This window comes from Pseudomonas reidholzensis (assembly GCF_900536025.1).
Classification (GTDB): domain Bacteria; phylum Pseudomonadota; class Gammaproteobacteria; order Pseudomonadales; family Pseudomonadaceae; genus Aquipseudomonas; species Aquipseudomonas reidholzensis.
This window is the reverse complement of sequence record NZ_UNOZ01000030.1, coordinates 120,653-137,581: the sequence shown is the minus strand read 5'-3', so window position 1 is coordinate 137,581 and position 16,929 is coordinate 120,653. Positions and strand designations below refer to the sequence as shown.

The 16,929-nt window shown below is 62.1% G+C and carries 16 protein-coding genes; 5 read left to right on the top strand and 11 right to left on the bottom strand.

Annotated features, from left to right (window positions below):
- Positions 1-6 precede the first annotated feature (6 nt).
- Genes CCOS865_RS20220 through CCOS865_RS20205 form a run of 4 tightly spaced genes read left to right on the top strand, consistent with a single transcriptional unit; the run spans position 7 to position 3,468 of the window.
- A complete protein-coding gene (locus CCOS865_RS20220) occupies positions 7-924 on the top strand; it encodes a metal ABC transporter substrate-binding protein (RefSeq protein WP_119144109.1) in 918 nt (305 codons plus the stop codon).
- Positions 921-1,667, top strand: a complete 747-nt coding sequence (locus tag CCOS865_RS20215) for a metal ABC transporter ATP-binding protein (protein WP_119144107.1) — start codon at positions 921-923, stop codon at positions 1,665-1,667. Before CCOS865_RS20220 ends, CCOS865_RS20215 begins: the two co-directional genes overlap by 4 nt.
- Positions 1,667-2,566, top strand: coding sequence for a metal ABC transporter permease (locus CCOS865_RS20210; RefSeq protein WP_119144105.1), 900 nt, complete (start codon positions 1,667-1,669; stop codon positions 2,564-2,566). The genes CCOS865_RS20215 and CCOS865_RS20210 overlap by 1 nt, the downstream gene beginning before the upstream one ends.
- Complete coding sequence (locus tag CCOS865_RS20205) at positions 2,563-3,468, top strand: metal ABC transporter substrate-binding protein (RefSeq protein WP_119144103.1); 906 nt, start codon at positions 2,563-2,565, stop codon at positions 3,466-3,468. The genes CCOS865_RS20210 and CCOS865_RS20205 overlap by 4 nt, the downstream gene beginning before the upstream one ends.
- A gap of 90 nt (positions 3,469-3,558) precedes the next feature.
- On the opposite strand, the gene CCOS865_RS20200 is transcribed toward CCOS865_RS20205, so the two are convergent.
- From CCOS865_RS20200 to CCOS865_RS20185, 4 genes are read right to left on the bottom strand one after another with little or no spacing between them, the layout of a single operon-like run.
- Positions 3,559-4,641: a DUF1615 domain-containing protein gene (locus CCOS865_RS20200; protein ID WP_415842722.1), complete on the bottom strand. Its 1,083-nt coding sequence runs from the start codon at positions 4,639-4,641 to the stop codon at positions 3,559-3,561.
- A complete protein-coding gene (locus tag CCOS865_RS20195; RefSeq protein WP_119144101.1) occupies positions 4,638-5,189 on the bottom strand; it encodes a hydrolase in 552 nt (183 codons plus the stop codon). The genes CCOS865_RS20200 and CCOS865_RS20195 overlap by 4 nt, the downstream gene beginning before the upstream one ends.
- Before the next feature lie 57 nt (positions 5,190-5,246).
- Positions 5,247-5,966, bottom strand: coding sequence for a thioesterase II family protein (locus CCOS865_RS20190; protein WP_119144099.1), 720 nt, complete (start codon positions 5,964-5,966; stop codon positions 5,247-5,249).
- Between the two features lie 10 nt (positions 5,967-5,976).
- Positions 5,977-6,198, bottom strand: coding sequence for an MbtH family protein (locus CCOS865_RS20185; RefSeq protein WP_119144096.1), 222 nt, complete (start codon positions 6,196-6,198; stop codon positions 5,977-5,979).
- Between the two features lie 179 nt (positions 6,199-6,377).
- Between CCOS865_RS20185 and CCOS865_RS20180 the strand changes: the two genes are divergently transcribed.
- On the top strand, positions 6,378-6,995 hold the full coding sequence (locus tag CCOS865_RS20180) for a LysE family transporter (RefSeq protein ID WP_119144094.1): 618 nt from the start codon (positions 6,378-6,380) through the stop codon (positions 6,993-6,995).
- A gap of 16 nt (positions 6,996-7,011) precedes the next feature.
- On the opposite strand, the gene CCOS865_RS20175 is transcribed toward CCOS865_RS20180, so the two are convergent.
- From CCOS865_RS20175 to CCOS865_RS20145, 7 genes are all read right to left on the bottom strand, one after another.
- Positions 7,012-10,323, bottom strand: a complete 3,312-nt coding sequence (locus CCOS865_RS20175; RefSeq protein ID WP_119144092.1) for an ImcF-related family protein — start codon at positions 10,321-10,323, stop codon at positions 7,012-7,014.
- A 9-nt stretch (positions 10,324-10,332) separates the two neighbouring features.
- On the bottom strand, positions 10,333-11,451 hold the full coding sequence (locus tag CCOS865_RS20170) for a hypothetical protein (protein WP_244216146.1): 1,119 nt from the start codon (positions 11,449-11,451) through the stop codon (positions 10,333-10,335).
- Positions 11,452-11,566: 115 nt separating this feature from the next.
- Positions 11,567-11,830, bottom strand: a complete 264-nt coding sequence (locus tag CCOS865_RS20165; RefSeq protein ID WP_119144088.1) for a PAAR domain-containing protein — start codon at positions 11,828-11,830, stop codon at positions 11,567-11,569.
- Positions 11,831-11,838: 8 nt separating this feature from the next.
- Positions 11,839-13,008, bottom strand: a complete 1,170-nt coding sequence (locus CCOS865_RS20160; protein WP_244216145.1) for an SEL1-like repeat protein — start codon at positions 13,006-13,008, stop codon at positions 11,839-11,841.
- A 59-nt stretch (positions 13,009-13,067) separates the two neighbouring features.
- Positions 13,068-14,357 carry an SEL1-like repeat protein gene (locus CCOS865_RS20155; RefSeq protein ID WP_119144086.1) on the bottom strand — a complete coding sequence of 430 codons (1,290 nt, stop codon included), beginning with the start codon at positions 14,355-14,357 and terminating at the stop codon, positions 13,068-13,070.
- 61 nt (positions 14,358-14,418) lie between these two features.
- Positions 14,419-15,684: an SEL1-like repeat protein gene (locus CCOS865_RS20150; RefSeq protein WP_119144084.1), complete on the bottom strand. Its 1,266-nt coding sequence runs from the start codon at positions 15,682-15,684 to the stop codon at positions 14,419-14,421.
- A gap of 60 nt (positions 15,685-15,744) precedes the next feature.
- The gene (locus tag CCOS865_RS20145) at positions 15,745-16,923 is read right to left on the bottom strand and encodes an SEL1-like repeat protein (protein ID WP_341868397.1); all 1,179 of its coding nucleotides are present in this window, start codon (positions 16,921-16,923) and stop codon (positions 15,745-15,747) included.
- Positions 16,924-16,929 lie beyond the last annotated feature (6 nt).

Below are 16,929 nucleotides of genomic sequence, written 5' to 3'. Positions count from 1 at the left end.
TCCCCCATGCTTCGCTCCGCATTCGTCCGCCGCGCGCTCGCCCTGCTCCTGGCCTGCGCCCTGCCCGCCCTGGCCCAGGCCGAGAATGGCAAGCCGCTGCGCATCGGCATCACCCTGCACCCCTACTACAGCTACGTGAGCAACATCGTCGGCGACAAGGCCGAGGTGGTGCCGCTGATTCCGGCCGGCTTCAACCCGCACGCGTACGAACCGCGCGCCGAGGACATCAAGCGCATCGGCAGCCTGGATGTGATCGTGCTCAACGGTGTCGGCCATGATGACTTCGCCGACCGGATGATCGCCGCCAGCGAAAAACCGCAGATCAAGACCATCGAGTCCAACGCCAACGTGCCGCTGCTGGCGGCCACCGGCATCGCCGCGCGCGGCGCCGGCAAGGTGGTCAACCCGCACACCTTCCTGTCGATCAGCGCCACCATCGCCCAGGTCAACAACATCGCCCGCGAGCTGGGCAAGCTCGACCCGGACAACGCCAAGTTCTACACCCAAAACGCTCGCGCCTACGCCAAGCGCCTGCGCAAACTGCGCGCCGATGCCCTGGCCAAGGTCACCGAGGCGCCCAACGCCGAGTTTCGCGTCGCCACCATCCATGCCGCCTACGACTACCTGGTGCGCGACTTTGGCCTGGAAGTCACCGCCGTGGTCGAACCGGCCCACGGCATCGAGCCGAGCCCGGCGCAGCTGAAGAAGACCATCGACCAGCTCAAGGCGCTGGACGTCAAGGTGATCTTCTCCGAGATGGACTTCCCCTCGGCCTACGTCGAGACCATCCAGCGTGAATCCGGCGTGCACATCTACCCACTGACGCACATTTCCTACGGTGAATACACCAAGGACAAGTACGAAGTGGAGATGAAGCGCAACCTCGATACCGTGGTCAAGGCGATCCAGGAGAACCGCGCATGACCGCCGCGGCCAACCTCAGCGCCATCCATGGGCCACGCATCGAGTTCGCCGACATCGACCTGACCCTCGGCCGCACGCGCATCCTCGAGCACGTCGGCTTCAGCGCCGCGCCGGGCAGCGTGCACGCCATCGTCGGCCCCAACGGCGGCGGCAAGAGCTCGTTGATCAAGACCCTGCTCGGGCAGATGCCGCACCAGGGCCAGTTGACCCTGCACTGGCCGACCGAGCGCGAAGTGATCGGCTATGTGCCACAAGCGCTGGAGTTCGACCGCGGCCTGCCGATGACGGTGGACGACTTCATGGCCGCCATGTGCCAGCGCCGCCCGGCGTTTCTCGGCCTGTCGCGGCGCGTGCAGCCGGCCATCGACGCCGCCCTGGCGCGGGTCGGCATGCTCGACAAGCGCAAGCGGCGCATGGGCGCGCTGTCGGGTGGCGAGCGTCAGCGCGTGCTGCTGGCCCAGGGGCTGATCCCCGAACCGCAACTGCTGGTGCTCGACGAGCCGATGTCGGCCCTCGACGAAGCCGGCATCCAGGTGTTCGAGCAACTGCTGCACGGCTGGCGCCAGGCTGGCACCACCGTGCTGTGGATCGAGCACGACCTGGAAGCGGTGCTGCGCCTGGCCGACCGGGTTACCGGGCTGAGCCGCAAGGTGCTGTTCGACGCCCCGCCGGCGCAAGCCCTGACCCCGGAGCGCCTGCTTGGGCTGTTCTCCGTCCACCCCCGCAGCGAGAGCCTCGCCTGATGAGCTTTGAAGCCTTTCGCCAACTGGTCCAGGAATGGGCCAGCGCTGGCTACCTGCCGGAGGCCCTGGCCTACGGTTTCGTGATCAACGCGCTGATCGCCGGCCTGATGATCGGCCCGGTGCTCGGCGGCCTTGGCACCCTCGTCGTGGTCAAGCGCTTCGCCTTCTTCTCCGAAGCGGTCGGCCACGCCGCGCTGACCGGCGTGGCCATCGGCATCCTGCTCGGCGAGCCGTACACCGGGCCGTACGGCAGCCTGTTCGGCTACTGCCTGCTGTTCGGCATCCTGCTGAACTTCCTGCGGAACCGCACCGGGCTGTCACCCGATACGCTGATCGGCGTGTTTCTTTCGGTGTCGCTGGCGCTGGGGGCGAGCCTGCTGCTGATGCTGGCCGGCAAGATCAACGTGCACATCCTCGAGAACGTGCTGTTCGGCTCGGTGCTGACGGTGAGCGCGCAGGACCTGGTGGTGCTGGGTATCGTCGCGGTACTGGTGCTGGCCCTGGCCCTGCCGCTGTACAACCGCATCATGCTGGCCAGCTTCAACCCGCAACTGGCCGCCGTGCGCGGGGTCGCGGTGAAGACCCTGGACTACCTGTTCGTGGTGCTGGTGACGCTGGTGACCGTGGCCTCGGTGAAGGTCATCGGGGCGATCCTGGTCGGCGCCCTGCTGGTGATCCCGGCAGCCGCCGCGCGCTTGGTCAGCCAGTCACTGAAGGGGTTTTTCTTCGTTTCGGTGCTGATCGCCACGCTGAGCACCTTGTGCGGCATCCTCCTGCCGATCGTCTTCGACCTGCCGGTGCCGTCCGGCGCCGCGATCATCCTGGTGGCCGGCGTGTGCTTCGCCCTCGCTGCGCTGGCCCGCGCCCTCGTACCACGCCTGCAAGGAAACCCGGCATGACTCTCACGCTCAAGCAACTGACCCTGGCCTTGGCCCTGGCTGGCCTGCCTGCCCTGGCCCTGGCCGCGCAACCCAGCGCACCCGCGCAAGCGACCGCCGCCACCAGCGTGCTGACCACCCTGCCGGTGACCCACAGCCTGGCCGCCACCCTGCTCGAGGGCACCTCGGTGCAACTCACGCGCGCCGCGCCGGCCAACCTGCCGGCCACCCGTCAGCCGTCGTACTTCAGCGGCCGTGGCGGCGCCAGCCTGGACAAAGCCGCACGCCAGGCCGACGCGGTGATCGGCCTGCGCTCGATCTGGCGTGACGACCCGCTGTACCCGATGGCGCGGCGCAGCAACATCCGCATTGTCGAGATCGATGCCGCGCGCCCGGTCGACGGCGCGCTGCCAGGCATCGCGGTGCAAGGCGACGAGGCCATTGCCGGTTATCCGTGGCTCAACCCGACCAACCTGGGGCGCATAGCCGACGTCATGGCCAATGACCTGGAGCGGCTGTCGCCGGCGGACAAGGACAAGATCCAGGCCAACCTGGCCGGGCTCAAGCGGCAGATGCTGGAGCTGATCTCGAGCAGCCAGACACGCCTCGCCGAGGCCGACAACCTCAGCGTGGTGAGCCTGTCGGAGCGCCTGGATTACCTCACCCGTGGCTTGAACCTGGACGTGGTCGACCAGCCGCTGCCGGCCGATGACAAATGGGACGAGGCAGCGCTGAAGGCATTGGCGGACACCCTCGAGGCCCAGGACGTGGCGCTGGTGGTGCACCATCGCCAGCCTGCGCCCGAGGTCGCCGAGGTGATCAAGGCGTCCGGCGCCAAGCTGCTGGTGCTAGACAGTGACCCGGACGACACCGTCGCCGGGCTCAAGGCCAGTGTCGAGCAGGTGATCGGCGTCCTGCAGTAAGGCTGACCCTTCACGCGCAAGCCCGTTCCCTGTAGGAGCGGGCTTGCCCGCGATGGGCTGCAAAGCAGCCCCATGGGTCAGACACCCTTCTCAACGCTTCATGCAGCGCTGATACCGCTCATCCACCCGCCCCGCAAACCACGCCGTGGTCAACTTGCGGGTGATCTTAGGACTTTTCAGCTCGATCCCCGGCAACACCGCCCGCGCAACTTTCTTGCCCGCCTTGGCATCCGCCAAGTCAAACACCCCGTCATACAACTCAGTGTCCTCGAATTCCAGGCTATCGCCCTGCTCCAGCTGACTGCGAATCTGGCTATTACGCAGCCCCAGCTTCACCCCCAACTTGCGCGCCGCCTGCTCGGTGGTGCCCGGCATGATCGCCCCTGGCGCGATCAGGTCCCCGTCGAGCGCCAGACTGACCCCGGTCGCCCGGCTCAACGCCGCCTGAAACGCCGCATTGCGACTGGCGTACCAACCCGCGTTGAAATCGGCGAAGCGATACAGCGGGCGCTCATAGTGGGTCGGGTAACCCAACAAGTGGGCGATGCCGAAGTACATCCCGCCCCTGCGGCTGAACACCTCCTGGCGGATCGTGCCCTGGTACGTGTAGGGATAGTCCTTGGCATGCCGCTCGGCGAAGTCGATGCTGACCTGCATCGGCCCACCGGTATGCACCGGGTTCAGCCCGCCGAGCAAGGTCTTGCCCAGCGGCAGGCCGGCGATGAAGTCGTCGAACAGCGCACTCAGCTGCTTTTCACTGCGCACCGCCAGCAGCCGCTGCTGGTAAGTCTGGCCGTTGCCCGAAGGGGTCATCAGGGCGCCATCGACCAGCAGCTTGGGGATGTGCAGGCGCCCGGCACGGCGGTCGATCTCTTGCCGGGCGATACGGCCCAGGTTGGGGACCTGCGGGTCGGCGTTGAAGGTCGACTCCTGCTCCGTGACCGCCAGCACCGCACACAGGTTGCTCTTGCTCGGCGCCAGGCGCTGGGCCGTGAAGGCCACCTGGATGTCCTCGGCCCAGCCTTGGCGATCCTTGGCCTGGGCCGGCAACAGCCGCAATAGCTGTGAGCGAACCTTGCCCGGATCGGCTTCTGGGGTTTCCTCCAGGCGCCCGGCGCAACCTTGCAGCAGTGCCAGGATCAGCAACCCCGAGCTCGCCAGGCGCGCGTTCAGGGCTGTTCACCGACCAGGTAGGCCTTGCTGATGTGGCGGAACAACGGGTGGCTGGCACTGCCCAGCAGCTCGAACAGGACCATCTCGCGGGTGACCACCTGCGCCCCGGCGGCGCGCATTCGCGCCAGGCCCGCCGCCTTGCTCGCCGCCGTGCGGCTGTCGCAGGCGTCCTCGACGACGAACACCTGCTTGCCCAGGCCGAGCAGGCCAAGCACCGTCTGCAGGACGCAGACGTGGGTTTCCATGCCGCAGACGATCACCTGCTCACGCGCCAGCAGGCTGGCCGGCAGGCAGTTGGCGGCCACGCAGGAGAAATGCTGTTTTTCCACCACCTCGGCCGCAGGCGCGGCGGCCGTGAGCTCGGCCAAGGTGTGGCCGAGGCCTTTGGGGTATTGCTCGGAGATCACCGTAGGCAGCTCCAGCTCGGCGGTCGCCGCCAGCAGCCAGCGCGCACGCGCCCGTGTGCCCTCGGGGTCGCTCATGGCGCCGATGAGTTTTTCCTGGATGTCGACGACCAGCAGCGTGGCCTTGAGAGGGTCGATCAGCATTGTCCATCCCTTGCGTAGGAAAAACTCAAGCCTCTCGCAAGCAAGGGATGGCGTCAATCAGGCAGACAGGCGGTGCGGCTCGAGCGCTTCGGCCAACACCCCGAGCACCCGGTCCTCATGCTCATGGATGAAGAAATGCCCGCCGGGGAAGGTCTCCACCGAAAACGCCCCCAGGGTTTCCTGGCCCCAGGCCTGCAACTGCTCGGGGTTGGCCCGGTCGGCGTCGCCGCCCAGCACATGCAGCGGGCAACCCAGCGGCGGGCGCTGGCGGTAGCTGTAACGCCCACACAAGAGGAAGTCGGCCTGCAGGATAGGCAAGGTCAGGCTCATCAACTCGTGATTGGCCAGCACCTCCTCCGGCGTGCCCTGCAGCTCGCGCAGCTCGTCGATCAGCTCCGCGTCGCTGCGCGGCTCACGCCACTTGATGCCGTCGTATTCCTCACGCCGGGTCGGCGCCGCGGTGCCACAGGCAAACAACGCCAACGGCGGCGGGCAACCCAACGCCTGCAGCTCGTGCGCCAGTTCGAACGCCAGCAGCGCGCCCAGGCTGTGCCCGAGCAACGCATAGGGGGTATTGGCGGCCAGGCGCTGCTCGCTGGCCAACTGCCGGGCCAGCGCCTGCAGGTCGGTCTGCAGCGGCTCGGCCATGCGTGCACCGCGCCCGGGCAGTTCCACCGGCCGCACCTGCAGCCAGGCCGGCAGCTTGCGCCGCCAGCGGCTGTAGACCATGGCGCTGGCGCCGGAGTACGGCAGGCAAAACAGGTTCACTGCACTCACCGGCCAGGCCTCACTGCGCCGCGACTTCTGCCATCTTCTGGCGCAGGCTCAATGGCCGCATGTCGGTCCAGACCTCGTCGATGTAGGCCAGGCAGTCCTTTTTCAGCCCGCTCTTGCCCGCCGCGCGCCAGCCGGTCGGGATCGCCTTGTAGTCTGGCCAGATGGAATACTGCTCTTCGTGGTTGACCACTACCTGGAACACGATGTCGTCGCGGTCGAAAACGGAAGTCATTGCCTGTCTCCTTGAATGATGAAGGCAGATACGCGCACGGCGCAGGGCTGCTCTCAAGTAAACGTAGGAAACCTCAGAAAAATTAATCGCCCGGCAATTTCAGCCATGGCTTTGCAAGCGCGGCAGAAGGTGGCATATATCGAGTGACCGACCGCACTGCCTCAACTGGAGATCTACCGATGCTCGGCGTGACCGACTATGGCGCCTTCGTGATTGCCTTCCTGCTCCTGCTGGCCATCCCCGGCCCGGGCAACTTCGCCTTGATCACCGCCACCGGCAAGGGCGGCATCAAAGGCGGCCTGGCCGCGACCTGCGGGGTCATCCTCGGCGACCAGGTGCTCATGTGGCTGGCCGTGGCCGGCGTCGCCACGTTGCTGGCGGCCTACCCCGCGGCGTTTCACGTGGTGCAGTGGGCCGGCGCCGCGTACCTCGCCTGGCTCGGCTTGCGCATGCTGCTGAGCAAACCCGGCGGCGCCCCGCGCACCACCCGCATGGACAGCGGCCAGTACCTGCGCCAGACCATGATGATCACCCTGCTCAACCCCAAGGCGATCATGTTCTACATGGCCTTCTTTCCGCTGTTCGTCGATCCGGTCCATCACCAGGGCATGATCACTTTTGCCTTCATGGCCGTGACCGTGGCCGCCCTGACCTTGCTCTACGGGCTGGTTGCGGTGCTGCTGACCCATCATTTGGCTGAGCGCATGCGCGCCAGCCCGAAGATGGCCAACCTGCTGGAACGGTTGGCCGGGGCTTGCCTGGTGGGGTTTGGGATCAAGCTGGCGGCGATGCGCTGAGGCGAAGCCTCGCTCGTTAGCTCGAACCCTTCGCCCGGCCGGACGGCCGGGCTTTTCGCTCCTCGACCAGGAAGATCTCCTGCGGCAGGCTGAAGTCGCGCAGCGTGAGCAAGGCCAAGGGGCCCATGCCCAGCTCGGTGCGCAGGTTCCAGGTCAGGCCGATGCCGTCCGGCGCCTTGATCACCAGGCGGAAGTGGCTGTCGCCGTCGTTGAGCGCGGTTACCTGGGCCTGTTCGAGCAAGCGGATCAGGCCCCAGGTCCCCTCGTAGTCGGCAAACAGCCGCTCACCGGCATCGACGCTGGTCCAGGTCAGGCGGGTACCGGGATATTCGCCGAGCCCAGGCCAGCGAAAACGCTGCCAGCGCTCGCGCTGGTTGAAGTAGTGATGGATTTCGCCGTTGAGCATGAAGGTGGTCTGCACCACATCACGCACCGGCTTGCCCCGCAGTTCGAAACTCAGGCCCATGCCGCCGTCGGTGTAGAGCACATCGGCCAGGTGGCCGAGCTGGTTGATCGCCGCCAGGAACTTGGGGTTGAAACGCAAGCCTTGGCCATTGCGCGGGTCAGCGACCCAGCGACTGCCCTCCTTGCGTAACAGCCCTGAGAGCTGCTCGCGCAGGAACTGCTCGATGCGCCCGGAATCGGCGCGGATCATCTTCCCGAGCATCGGCAGCGAGGCATCGCTGCTGGTCGCGGCAAACGGGTAGCGGCCGGCGAATGCGCCCTGCCAGGGGTCGACGATTGCCCGTTGCCATTCGCGGTTGAGGCCCACGGCCGAGGGCTGCAGGACGCGCTGCCAGGCGTGTTCCAGCGGTTGTACGAACAAGGTCTGGGCCGCCCGCCCCCACTCCGCGCCCAGGCTGGCGGCAATCAAACTGCCGTAGGCACGGGTGTCGGTGAGGTCGACCTGCTTGCCCTGGAATACCGTCTGCGCGAGGGCTTGGGTCATGGCTTGCGGGTCGGCGGCGCTGGTCACTTGCTGCAATTTCAGGCGCACGCTGGTGACTCGGATGAGGAAGGCTTGCAGGCTCAGGTCGTCATTAGCGGACTGGACATCAGGGTGTTTGCCGAGCAGGGCCAAGAGAGGGCCGAACGTGCTGTCCAGCGGACCGGTCTGGCTTTGTGGGCGTTGATCGATCAAGGCTGTCTTGTCCTGGCCCATCAGGTTTTGCGCCGACTTGATCAGCGAGTCCGCCAGGGCCTGGCCACGGATACCGGCTTGCCCTTGGTAGGCCAGGGTGTTCATCAGCGCGATCAACGGGGAATGGCGGGCGTCGCTCATCAGGGTCAGTTGGGCGATTACCTCGTCCAGGCTCTTGCGCTGTTGCCAGCGCAGGCTGTTGAGGAAATCCAACCAGGCGCGGCTGTAGTCCTGGAAGTAGCGAGCGGTGAGGCGCGCTTCAAGCTCGCTCGGGCTGAGCTCGGCAGCTATATCGGCCGGGCTGTCACTGAGCACCCAGTCGATCTCCTCGCGACGCGCCTTGGCCGCTTCAGCGATAGCTGGGCGCACCTGGCCTTCCCAGGCCTGCCGGGTGAATACGCCCGGTACGCTGGCGGTGGTGGCGAACAGCGTTTTTGCGTCGGTTTCACCGACCGTGTGTTGCAGGTCCAACGGTGGGTAGTGATTGGCGGCGGTGTCGAGGATCTGCTGGTAGAGGCTGGTTTCGGCGTTGCGCTGGCCGAGTTGGGCGAGCAGGACCTGGCGGACTTGGGCGATCAGTTTTGGGGCCGCTTCGATGGCCCAGTCGGGGTTGGCAGGCAGTTGCTGGGTGTAGAACTTCCACAGCGCAGGTTCTTCAGTACCCAAGGTCTGAACCAGGAACGCTGCGTCGGCTTTTTCCGGACGGACCAGCATCAGGTAGGCCTTCAGTTGCGCATAGGCATCTTGCGCCCGCTTGGCGCGCTCGGGGCTGCCGGGCGGTAGCCCGACCAAGGCACTGAGATGTGCTTGCAAACTTGCTGCTGCCGGATCGCGGAGGAGTTGGTTGCTGGCTTGCACATAGTGCGGCCACAGAATGTCGCGCAACGCTTCGCTACGGTCCAGGCCGAAGCGCTGGTACCAGGGGGCGCCATGTTCGGCGCGGTAATCCTGGCGCGACAGCTCGCGAGCCAGCTCGCCCAATGCGCCCAGTGGGTCGGTGGCGGATGCCGGTTGCTGGAGCGCCGCCAGCGCCTGCCCTACCCGTCCGATTTCGGCACGGTTGCTGGCGAAGGACAGCAGCAGGCCAGCGCCCCATACGGCGGCAAAGCCCAACACACCGACGTAACCCATGCGAGCGGCGCTCAAGCCTACTCTACGCGGCCTGCCTCGTGTGTCGCCCAGCACACCCGACCAGGACGGGTCGAGCAGGCTGTGGTGGTCCAGTGCCGAATGTTCGTTGCGCCGCGCTGGCAGGCTGAACCACAGCCCCCGCAGCAGCAGATTGCGCCGCCGACCTACGGCAGCCAGCGCATCACGCCAATCGCCTCGGCCTTCGACTTGAAGGTCACGCGACAAGCGCAGCAGGAAATCATGTTTCAGCTCGGTGGCCATCTCGGCCCAGCCGTGGTCGCTTAAGGATTTATGCAGATACCGTAAGCGCTCATCCAAGTCCTCGCGGGTGAACCGTGCAGGTAACACGCAGCCCACTGGCTGCACCTTGCGCCTGTGCTGTGACCAGCCACTGCTGCACACCTGCCACAGGTGCAGCGGCAACTGCCAGCGCAGGCCGCTGGCCAAGCCCCGCAGGTGGTAAGCACTCATGTGCATCGCCTGGGCGGCGTCAGGCTGGTCACCCAGCGCCCAGACAACGCCGGTGAACCCTCGCCAGCGACAAAGTGCTCGCCATTCAGCGACCAGGCTTTTATCCAACGGCGCCTGCACGCTGCCGCCCCAGATCAGCACCGTGCGATCGTTGAGTAACCAGCGCTGCTCAGCCAGGCCTGGGGCGATGGCTTCGATCTGCTCAGGCTCACCCACGACCAGGTACAGGCGCACCTTGTGGCGCCACCTCCAGCCATACCGCTCGCGCAGGTTCTCGATGATCGTTTCGGTAGTCGCAGGCTGACCCGCAACGCCAAGGATCATCTCGGGCGCGGGGGCCTGCACCTGCTGGCGACGATACGCCCAGTTGCCGAGCCAACGGCTCAGCAGCAGTTGCCCACCCAACAGCCCCAACATGAGCACGCCCCACCCAGCGATCAACTGCAGCAGAGCGGTTTGCCGGTCACCACCGGCCACCAGGTCGAGTGTCTCTGGATGCCACCATAGCCAAAGACCAAGTAGCGTTGTCACCAACAGCAGGATGCCGAGTGCGACACCCCACTTCACAGTCCGTCGTGCGTGCATTCGAGTTCCCTATGTCGATAGAGGTGCAGCAGGCGTCAGCACCACGCTCCAGAGCGTGGTGTTTGCGCAGGCGCCGCCTGTGACGATGAGTTGCGCACCTGCACCGCGTTGAATGGTCTGGGCCGCTGCCGCGATGGCCAGCCAGGGCGCCACCCTGCCGGGTAGTCCCAGGGTGCTGTCCAGGTCGTGGAGGGTCTGGTTGTGCTTTGAGGGCAACTGCAGCTCAACGAGTGCCGTAGTAATGGCCGCTTCGCGCTGGGTATCGATACCTGCTCGCCAGGTGTGCGAGATTGCATCGGCTGCCGCCGGCACCCAGTCCAGGGACTGCCGTACGGTGTCGAGCCAAGCGCTGGTGATCGGCTGCGGTTCCTGTTGTGGTCGGTGCAAGCGCGCTATCGGTGTTTGCGGGGTGGAGAGTTGGGGATTGCCGAGTAGCAACCCAACGGCGGCTTCCGCCGTGCCTGCGGGTTGATCAGGCGCAAGCTGGAGTGCGACCACCATGAGCAGCGCGGCGTCGTCATGGCGCTGGTCGAGCCACTGGTCCACCCGCTCCAGCCCGCCTCCTCCTTCGAGCAGCTTCACCGGCTGGCGGATGACTGAATTTTCCCACGCCTGCTGCCAGACTCGGCTCACCTCGCTTGGCGGCAGACTGCTGTCGATGTCCAGCAGCAGCGCCACGGGCATTTGCTCTGGCAGCCCTGCCAGCACGTTGCCTAGCTCGGCCAGCACCCGACCCAGTGTCTCCAGGAGCACCTCATCAGCAGCCATTTCAGGTTCACGGGGCAACTGGCTGTGCCGGGCGGCATCGCCCCGCCAGCTCACCTGCGTCTTGAGGGCCTTGGCGCCGCTCAATAAGTCTTCGAGTTGGGCTGCCGGTCCTTGCTCTTTATCCCGCAGCGCGGTGTACAGGCTAACGCCCAGTACCTGTAGGCAACGGCGGCCCTGACTAACCCTCAAGGTTCGGTCATCTAAGCGGGCCTGGTCCCAGCTATCCGCCAAACGCTGCTGGCCGAGGTAGTGCATCACGCGACCTAGGGTCACCACGCACCAGCACAGGAATGGCACTCCCAGCGCCAGTGTCCAGAACGCTGCTGGCCGCTCACGCAGCGCTTGATCGGCAAAGAGCATCCACCCTGCCACGCCACCCAGCAGGCAAAGGCCTAACAGGGCACACCAGAGTCCGAGCCGAGGGGGAGCTGAGCGCGGGGCCAATGGCGGGAGCTGGTTGAGGTGGACAGGCATGTCAGCTTGCACCGGCTTCGGGCAGCGAACACACCAAGGCACAGCCGCAGGCGCAAAGGTGGCCATTGAAGGCTACGGCTGCACCGTTGTCCTTGAAAGTCGGGTGGCCCTCGGCGATGGCTGTTCGGCCGTGGCCGGGTAAAGGGCATTGCACCGGGTCGCCAACACGGGCTACACCGATACCGCTGAATTTCATGACGGTGGACCCCGACAGCACGTTGCCGCCGCCGGTCGTTTTGTCGCCGATACGGATAATTCCGCGCATAGTTTGCCTCACTGGACCGAAAGATGGGTTTGAGTGGTGACTAGGGCGTTCATCCGAACTGCCTCCGATTCACGCTGAATACTCTCGGGGCAGGCCTTGCCACTGGGGCATGGCATGGATTGGAAGTTCGCTCGGATGAAGTGCGGTGAGCCCGGCATGGGCTTGCCGGTGGCTGGATTGAGGAGTTTGTCTTTCGCCAACTTATGGATCAGTGCCTCGCTGGGTTTTTCTGGTGGAACATTGGCCAGGCGTGCCTCCAACCATTGCAGCTTGCCGTCCCAAGGCGGCAACTTTGCGGGAGGTAGCGGAACAATGTCGTTGATTTCTGGGACTTTGGGGTCAGCGTAGGAGTAATTAGCAAGTATCCGCCATATTTTTTTGTACCGCTCGGCGCGTTCCATATCGGTTGACTGTCCCAGATAGTGCAATCGGTCATTCGGTAAAGGACCTCGAAAACCTTTATCTAAAAAAGAGCTTGAGACTTCGTCACCTGCAGCCACGCCTAGCTGAAATGCTTCAATTGCCTCTCTGTAGCTCCCCATTCTTTTCAATGTCACGCCCAATGAGGAAGCCGCGTCGCCGTTGCCTTGCGTTGCTGCACACTTGCGCATCCGCAGAGCAACGGCGGGGGCTACATCGATCGGAGCCAGTTTCCCAGCCACATAAGACTGAGCCTGGGCGCTCCCCTCATCAGCAGCTTTACGGTAGTAACGCAATGCCATTTCCGGATCCTCCCGCAAACCGGCCGCACCTTGCCGCAAGAAAATACCGACAAAATAATAGCCTGTTGCAACGCCCGCCTCGATCAACTGTTGACTCAGACGCAAGTACTCTTCGCCATGAAGCTCGAAATGTCCGCGCATAGCGCCGTTCTGCAAGTTTATATTCGCTTTGACATGGCCATTCTCGCTACTTATACGATACAACCGTTCAACCTCAACACGGACGACCTTGTCTTGTTTGAGTTGGTTATTTTTTTGCAGCCAGCGCGCGTACTTAAACAGAATATCTGGGCCCGACTGCGGAGCAGGCACACGCTCATGGACGCACGTGAATTCCAGATCTATGTCCGTCGCATCAAGCGAATCCACGACAGGCTCCCTGGTGGAAAAAACAAAGTTCCCACTCTCATCACAGCCCGTTAGAAGTAGTGAAAGTACCAGCAGCATCCAGCGCATCAGTCGAAATCCTCTAGAACTGTACCGTCAGAACACGCAACTATTTAGGCCCGCCCGCTTCACCCCAGGAGCCCCCACCTCACGCGTTCTTCACGCTGAACAATCTTGTCGCGCAGCGGCCACAGTCGAGGTTCAGGCCAGGTCATTAAATGCCGCGGCATAACATCGCCCTCCTCGAAATAGCGGATATGCTCGGTCCAACTAGTCCAGATTATTTTCCAATAGCCACTTTCCGGACAGGGCTCGCCACTGATGCAGGTCATGACCGGGAAGTTTGCTTCGCTGAAGGCCGGTGAGCCTGGCATCGGCTTGCCAGTAGCGGGGTCGAGAACCTTGGCTTTGGCCAAAGTATGGATCAGTACCTCGCTCGGCTTTTCCGGGGGTACATTAGCCAGGTGTGCTTCCAACCATTGCAGTTTTCCATCCCATGGCGGCAATTTTGCGGGAGGGAGGGGAACGATGTCATTGAGGTCGGGGACAGATGGACTGGCGTAGGAATAGTTCGCCAAAATTCGCCAGATCTTGTGATACCGCTCCGCACGCTCTACGTCCTCCTGTTGTGCCAGGTAATACAGCTGATCACTGGGATCCACCCCCTCGAACCCATGCCGCAACAGCGATGCAGAGGTACTATTGCCTGCTGCCGCCCCGAGCTGGTATACCGTCATCGCTTCACGGTAATGGCCGCTGTTCGAGAGATTAATACCCAACGCGAGCGCTGCTTTTCCATGCCCTTGTTCGGCAGCGCAACGACGCATTTCTCTAGCAATCTCCGGAGCGATGTCGATAGGTGCTAGTTTCTCTGCTAGGGAATACTGAGCCTCAGCACTCCCTTCATCTGCGGCCCGGCGAAAATAACGTAGTGCCATCTCTGGATCCCGCTTTAGTCCGGCGCTCCCCTGCTGGAGGAAGTAACCTATAAACCAATACCCACTGGCGACACCAGCATCGATTAGCTGCTGACTGAACCTTAAATGCTCGCCTGCGCGCATTGAAAAGCGTCCACGCATCGCGCCATTCTGCAGATTGATGTTGGCTTTATAATGCCCGTGCTCAGCAGCAATACGATACAGCCGTGCAATTTCTGCGTTAACGCTTGCGTCTCGCTTGAGCAAATTATTTTTTTGCAGCCATCGCGCATACTCAAATAAAATGTTTGCATCCGGGGGTAGAGCCGGAGCCAGCTCGCGGGCGCACGTGAATATTAGCCTCCCGTAATCATTAACTCCCGGATTCATTGTTAGCTTCTTCCCGTGAGAGGATGGACTGTTCTTGGTGAAAAAAACAAAGTCTGTACTCTCATCACAGCCCGTTAGAATTAGTGAAAACACCAGCAGCATCCAGCGCATCAGTCGAAATCCTCTAGAACATGTACCGTCGAAACACGCAACCATTTCGGCCCACCAGTTTTCACCCAAGGAGCCCCCACCTCACGCGTTCTTCACGCTGAACAATCTTGTCGCGCAGCGGCCACAGTCGAGGTTCAGGCCAGGTCATTAAATGCTGCGGCATAACATCACCCTCCTCGAAATACCGAATATGCTCAGTCCAACTGGTCAAGATTATTTTCCAGTAACCCGGTCGCGGACACCCGTCGCCACTGACGCAGGTCATGATAGGGAAGCTGGCGTCGCTGAAGGCCGGATAACCTGGCATGGGCTTACCAGTGGCAGGGTCGAGAACCTTCGCTTTGGCCAACTGATGAATCAGTACTTCGCTGGGTTTTTCCGGAGGAACATTGGCCAGACGTGCTTCAAGCCATTGCAGTTTTCCGTCCCACGGGGGTAACTTGGCAGGAGGAAGTGGGACAATATCGTTAATTTCAGGGACTGAGGGGCTCGCATATGAATAGTTACTGAGTACGGTGCCGATCCGCCTATAACGCTCCGAGCGCTCTAAGTCCTCTCTCAGCCCAAGGTAATTGCGTTCATCAGGAGGGGAGAATTCTCGAAACCCCTCTCTAAGTGCAAGTGCAGCGACGGAATTACCAGCACCTACGCCCAACTGAAATAGATCTACAGCCTCCTTAAAACTACCAACCAACTGGAAATGAGTGGCGAGAGCTAGTGCTGCTCTGCCGTCACCTTGTTCAGCAGCGCAGCGGCGCATCTGCCGAGCCACATCAGGGGCAAAATCAACTGGCGCTAGTTTTGATGCAACATGATATAGAGCCTGAACATTACCTAGATATGCTGCCTTGCGATAGTAACGCAGTGACATCTCCTGATCTCTCTGAAGACCGGCGCTACCCTGCTGCAAAAAAATCGCAACAAAATAGTAACCCGTCGCTATCTCGGCCTCTATTAATTTCTGACTTAGACGCAGGTGCTCGTCGCCATAGAGCTGGAATCTCCCGCGCATCGCGCCATTTTGTAAATTTATACTAGCCTTAAAATGTCCATTTTCAGCCCCGATACGGTATAGCCGTTCGATCTCGCTATCGATTAGCCTGTCCTGCTTAAGCTGATTATTCTTCTGCAGCCACCGAGCGTACTTAAACAGAACATCTGGGCCCGACTGCGGAGCAGGCACTTGCTCATGGACGCACGTGAATTTCAGGTCTATGTCCGTCGCATCAAGCGAATCCACGACAGGTTCCCTAGTGGAAAAAACAAATTCCCCACTCTCATCACAGCCCGTTAAAAGTAGTGAGAGTACCAGCATCATCCAGCGCATCAGTCGAAACCCTCTAGAACATGTACCGTCAGAACACGCAACTATTTCGGCCCGCCCGCTTCACCCAAGGAGCCCCCACCTCACGCGTTCTTCACGCTGAACAATCTTGTCGCGCAGCGGCCACAGTCGAGGTTCAGGCCAGGTCATTAAATGCCGCGGCATAACATCACCCTCCTCGAAATAGCGGATGTGCTCGGTCCAACTGGTCAAGATTATTTTCCAGTAACCGGTTTGCGGGCACACTTCACCACTGACGCAGGTCATGACCGGAAAATTTGCATCGCTGAAGGCTGGTGAGCCAGGCATGGGTTTGCCGGTAGCAGGATCGAGAACTTTAGCCTTGGCCAACTGATGAATCAGTACTTCACTGGGCTTTTCCGGAGGGACATTGGCCAGGCGTGTTTCAAGCCATTGCAACTTACCGTCCCAAGGTGGCAGCGTTGCAGGGGGCAACGGGACAATTTCGTTGATCTCGGGGACGCTGGGGGCGGCATAGGAGTAGTTGGAGAGTACCCGCCAGATGCTTTTGTAGCGATCAGCACGCTCAAGATCCTCCCGTTGACCAAGGTAATAAACTCGACCATCGGGTTCGGTGGTTCGGAATGCTTTCACCAAACGGCTGGCGGCACTGCTGTAACCCGCTGCGGCCGCCATCTGAAAGAATTCCAGCGCTTCTTGATAATTTTCTGTGTCCCGACGTTCCATACCCGCGAACACTGCAGCCCTGCCATTACCTTGCGTAGCGGCACAGCGATACATCTGCCGAGCAATATCTGGGGCTATATCACGTGGAGCTAGTTTGTCAGCCACATAATACTGAGCCTGAGCGCTCCCCTCGTCAGCAGCTTTACGGTAGTAACGCATTGCCATCTCTGGATCCATCCGCAGGCCGGCCGCACCCTGCTGTAAGAAAATAGCGACAAAGTAGTATCCCGTTGCAACTTTCGCCTCAATCAACTGCTGACTCAGACGCAAATATTCATCGCCACGAAGCTCAAAATCCCCGCGCATAGCACCGTTCTGCAAGTTTATATTGGCTTTAAAGTGACCATTTTCACTACTTATCCGATACAAGCGCTCGACCTCCAAACTCACTGCCTTTACCTTCTTCAGCTGATTGTTTTTCTGCATCCAGCGTGCGTACTGAAACAGCAAATCAGTGTCTGGCTGTGGAGCAGGGATCTCCTCATGAGCACAGGTAAATATCAGGTTGATCTCGACGCCACTAAGTGGTTTCACAAAAAT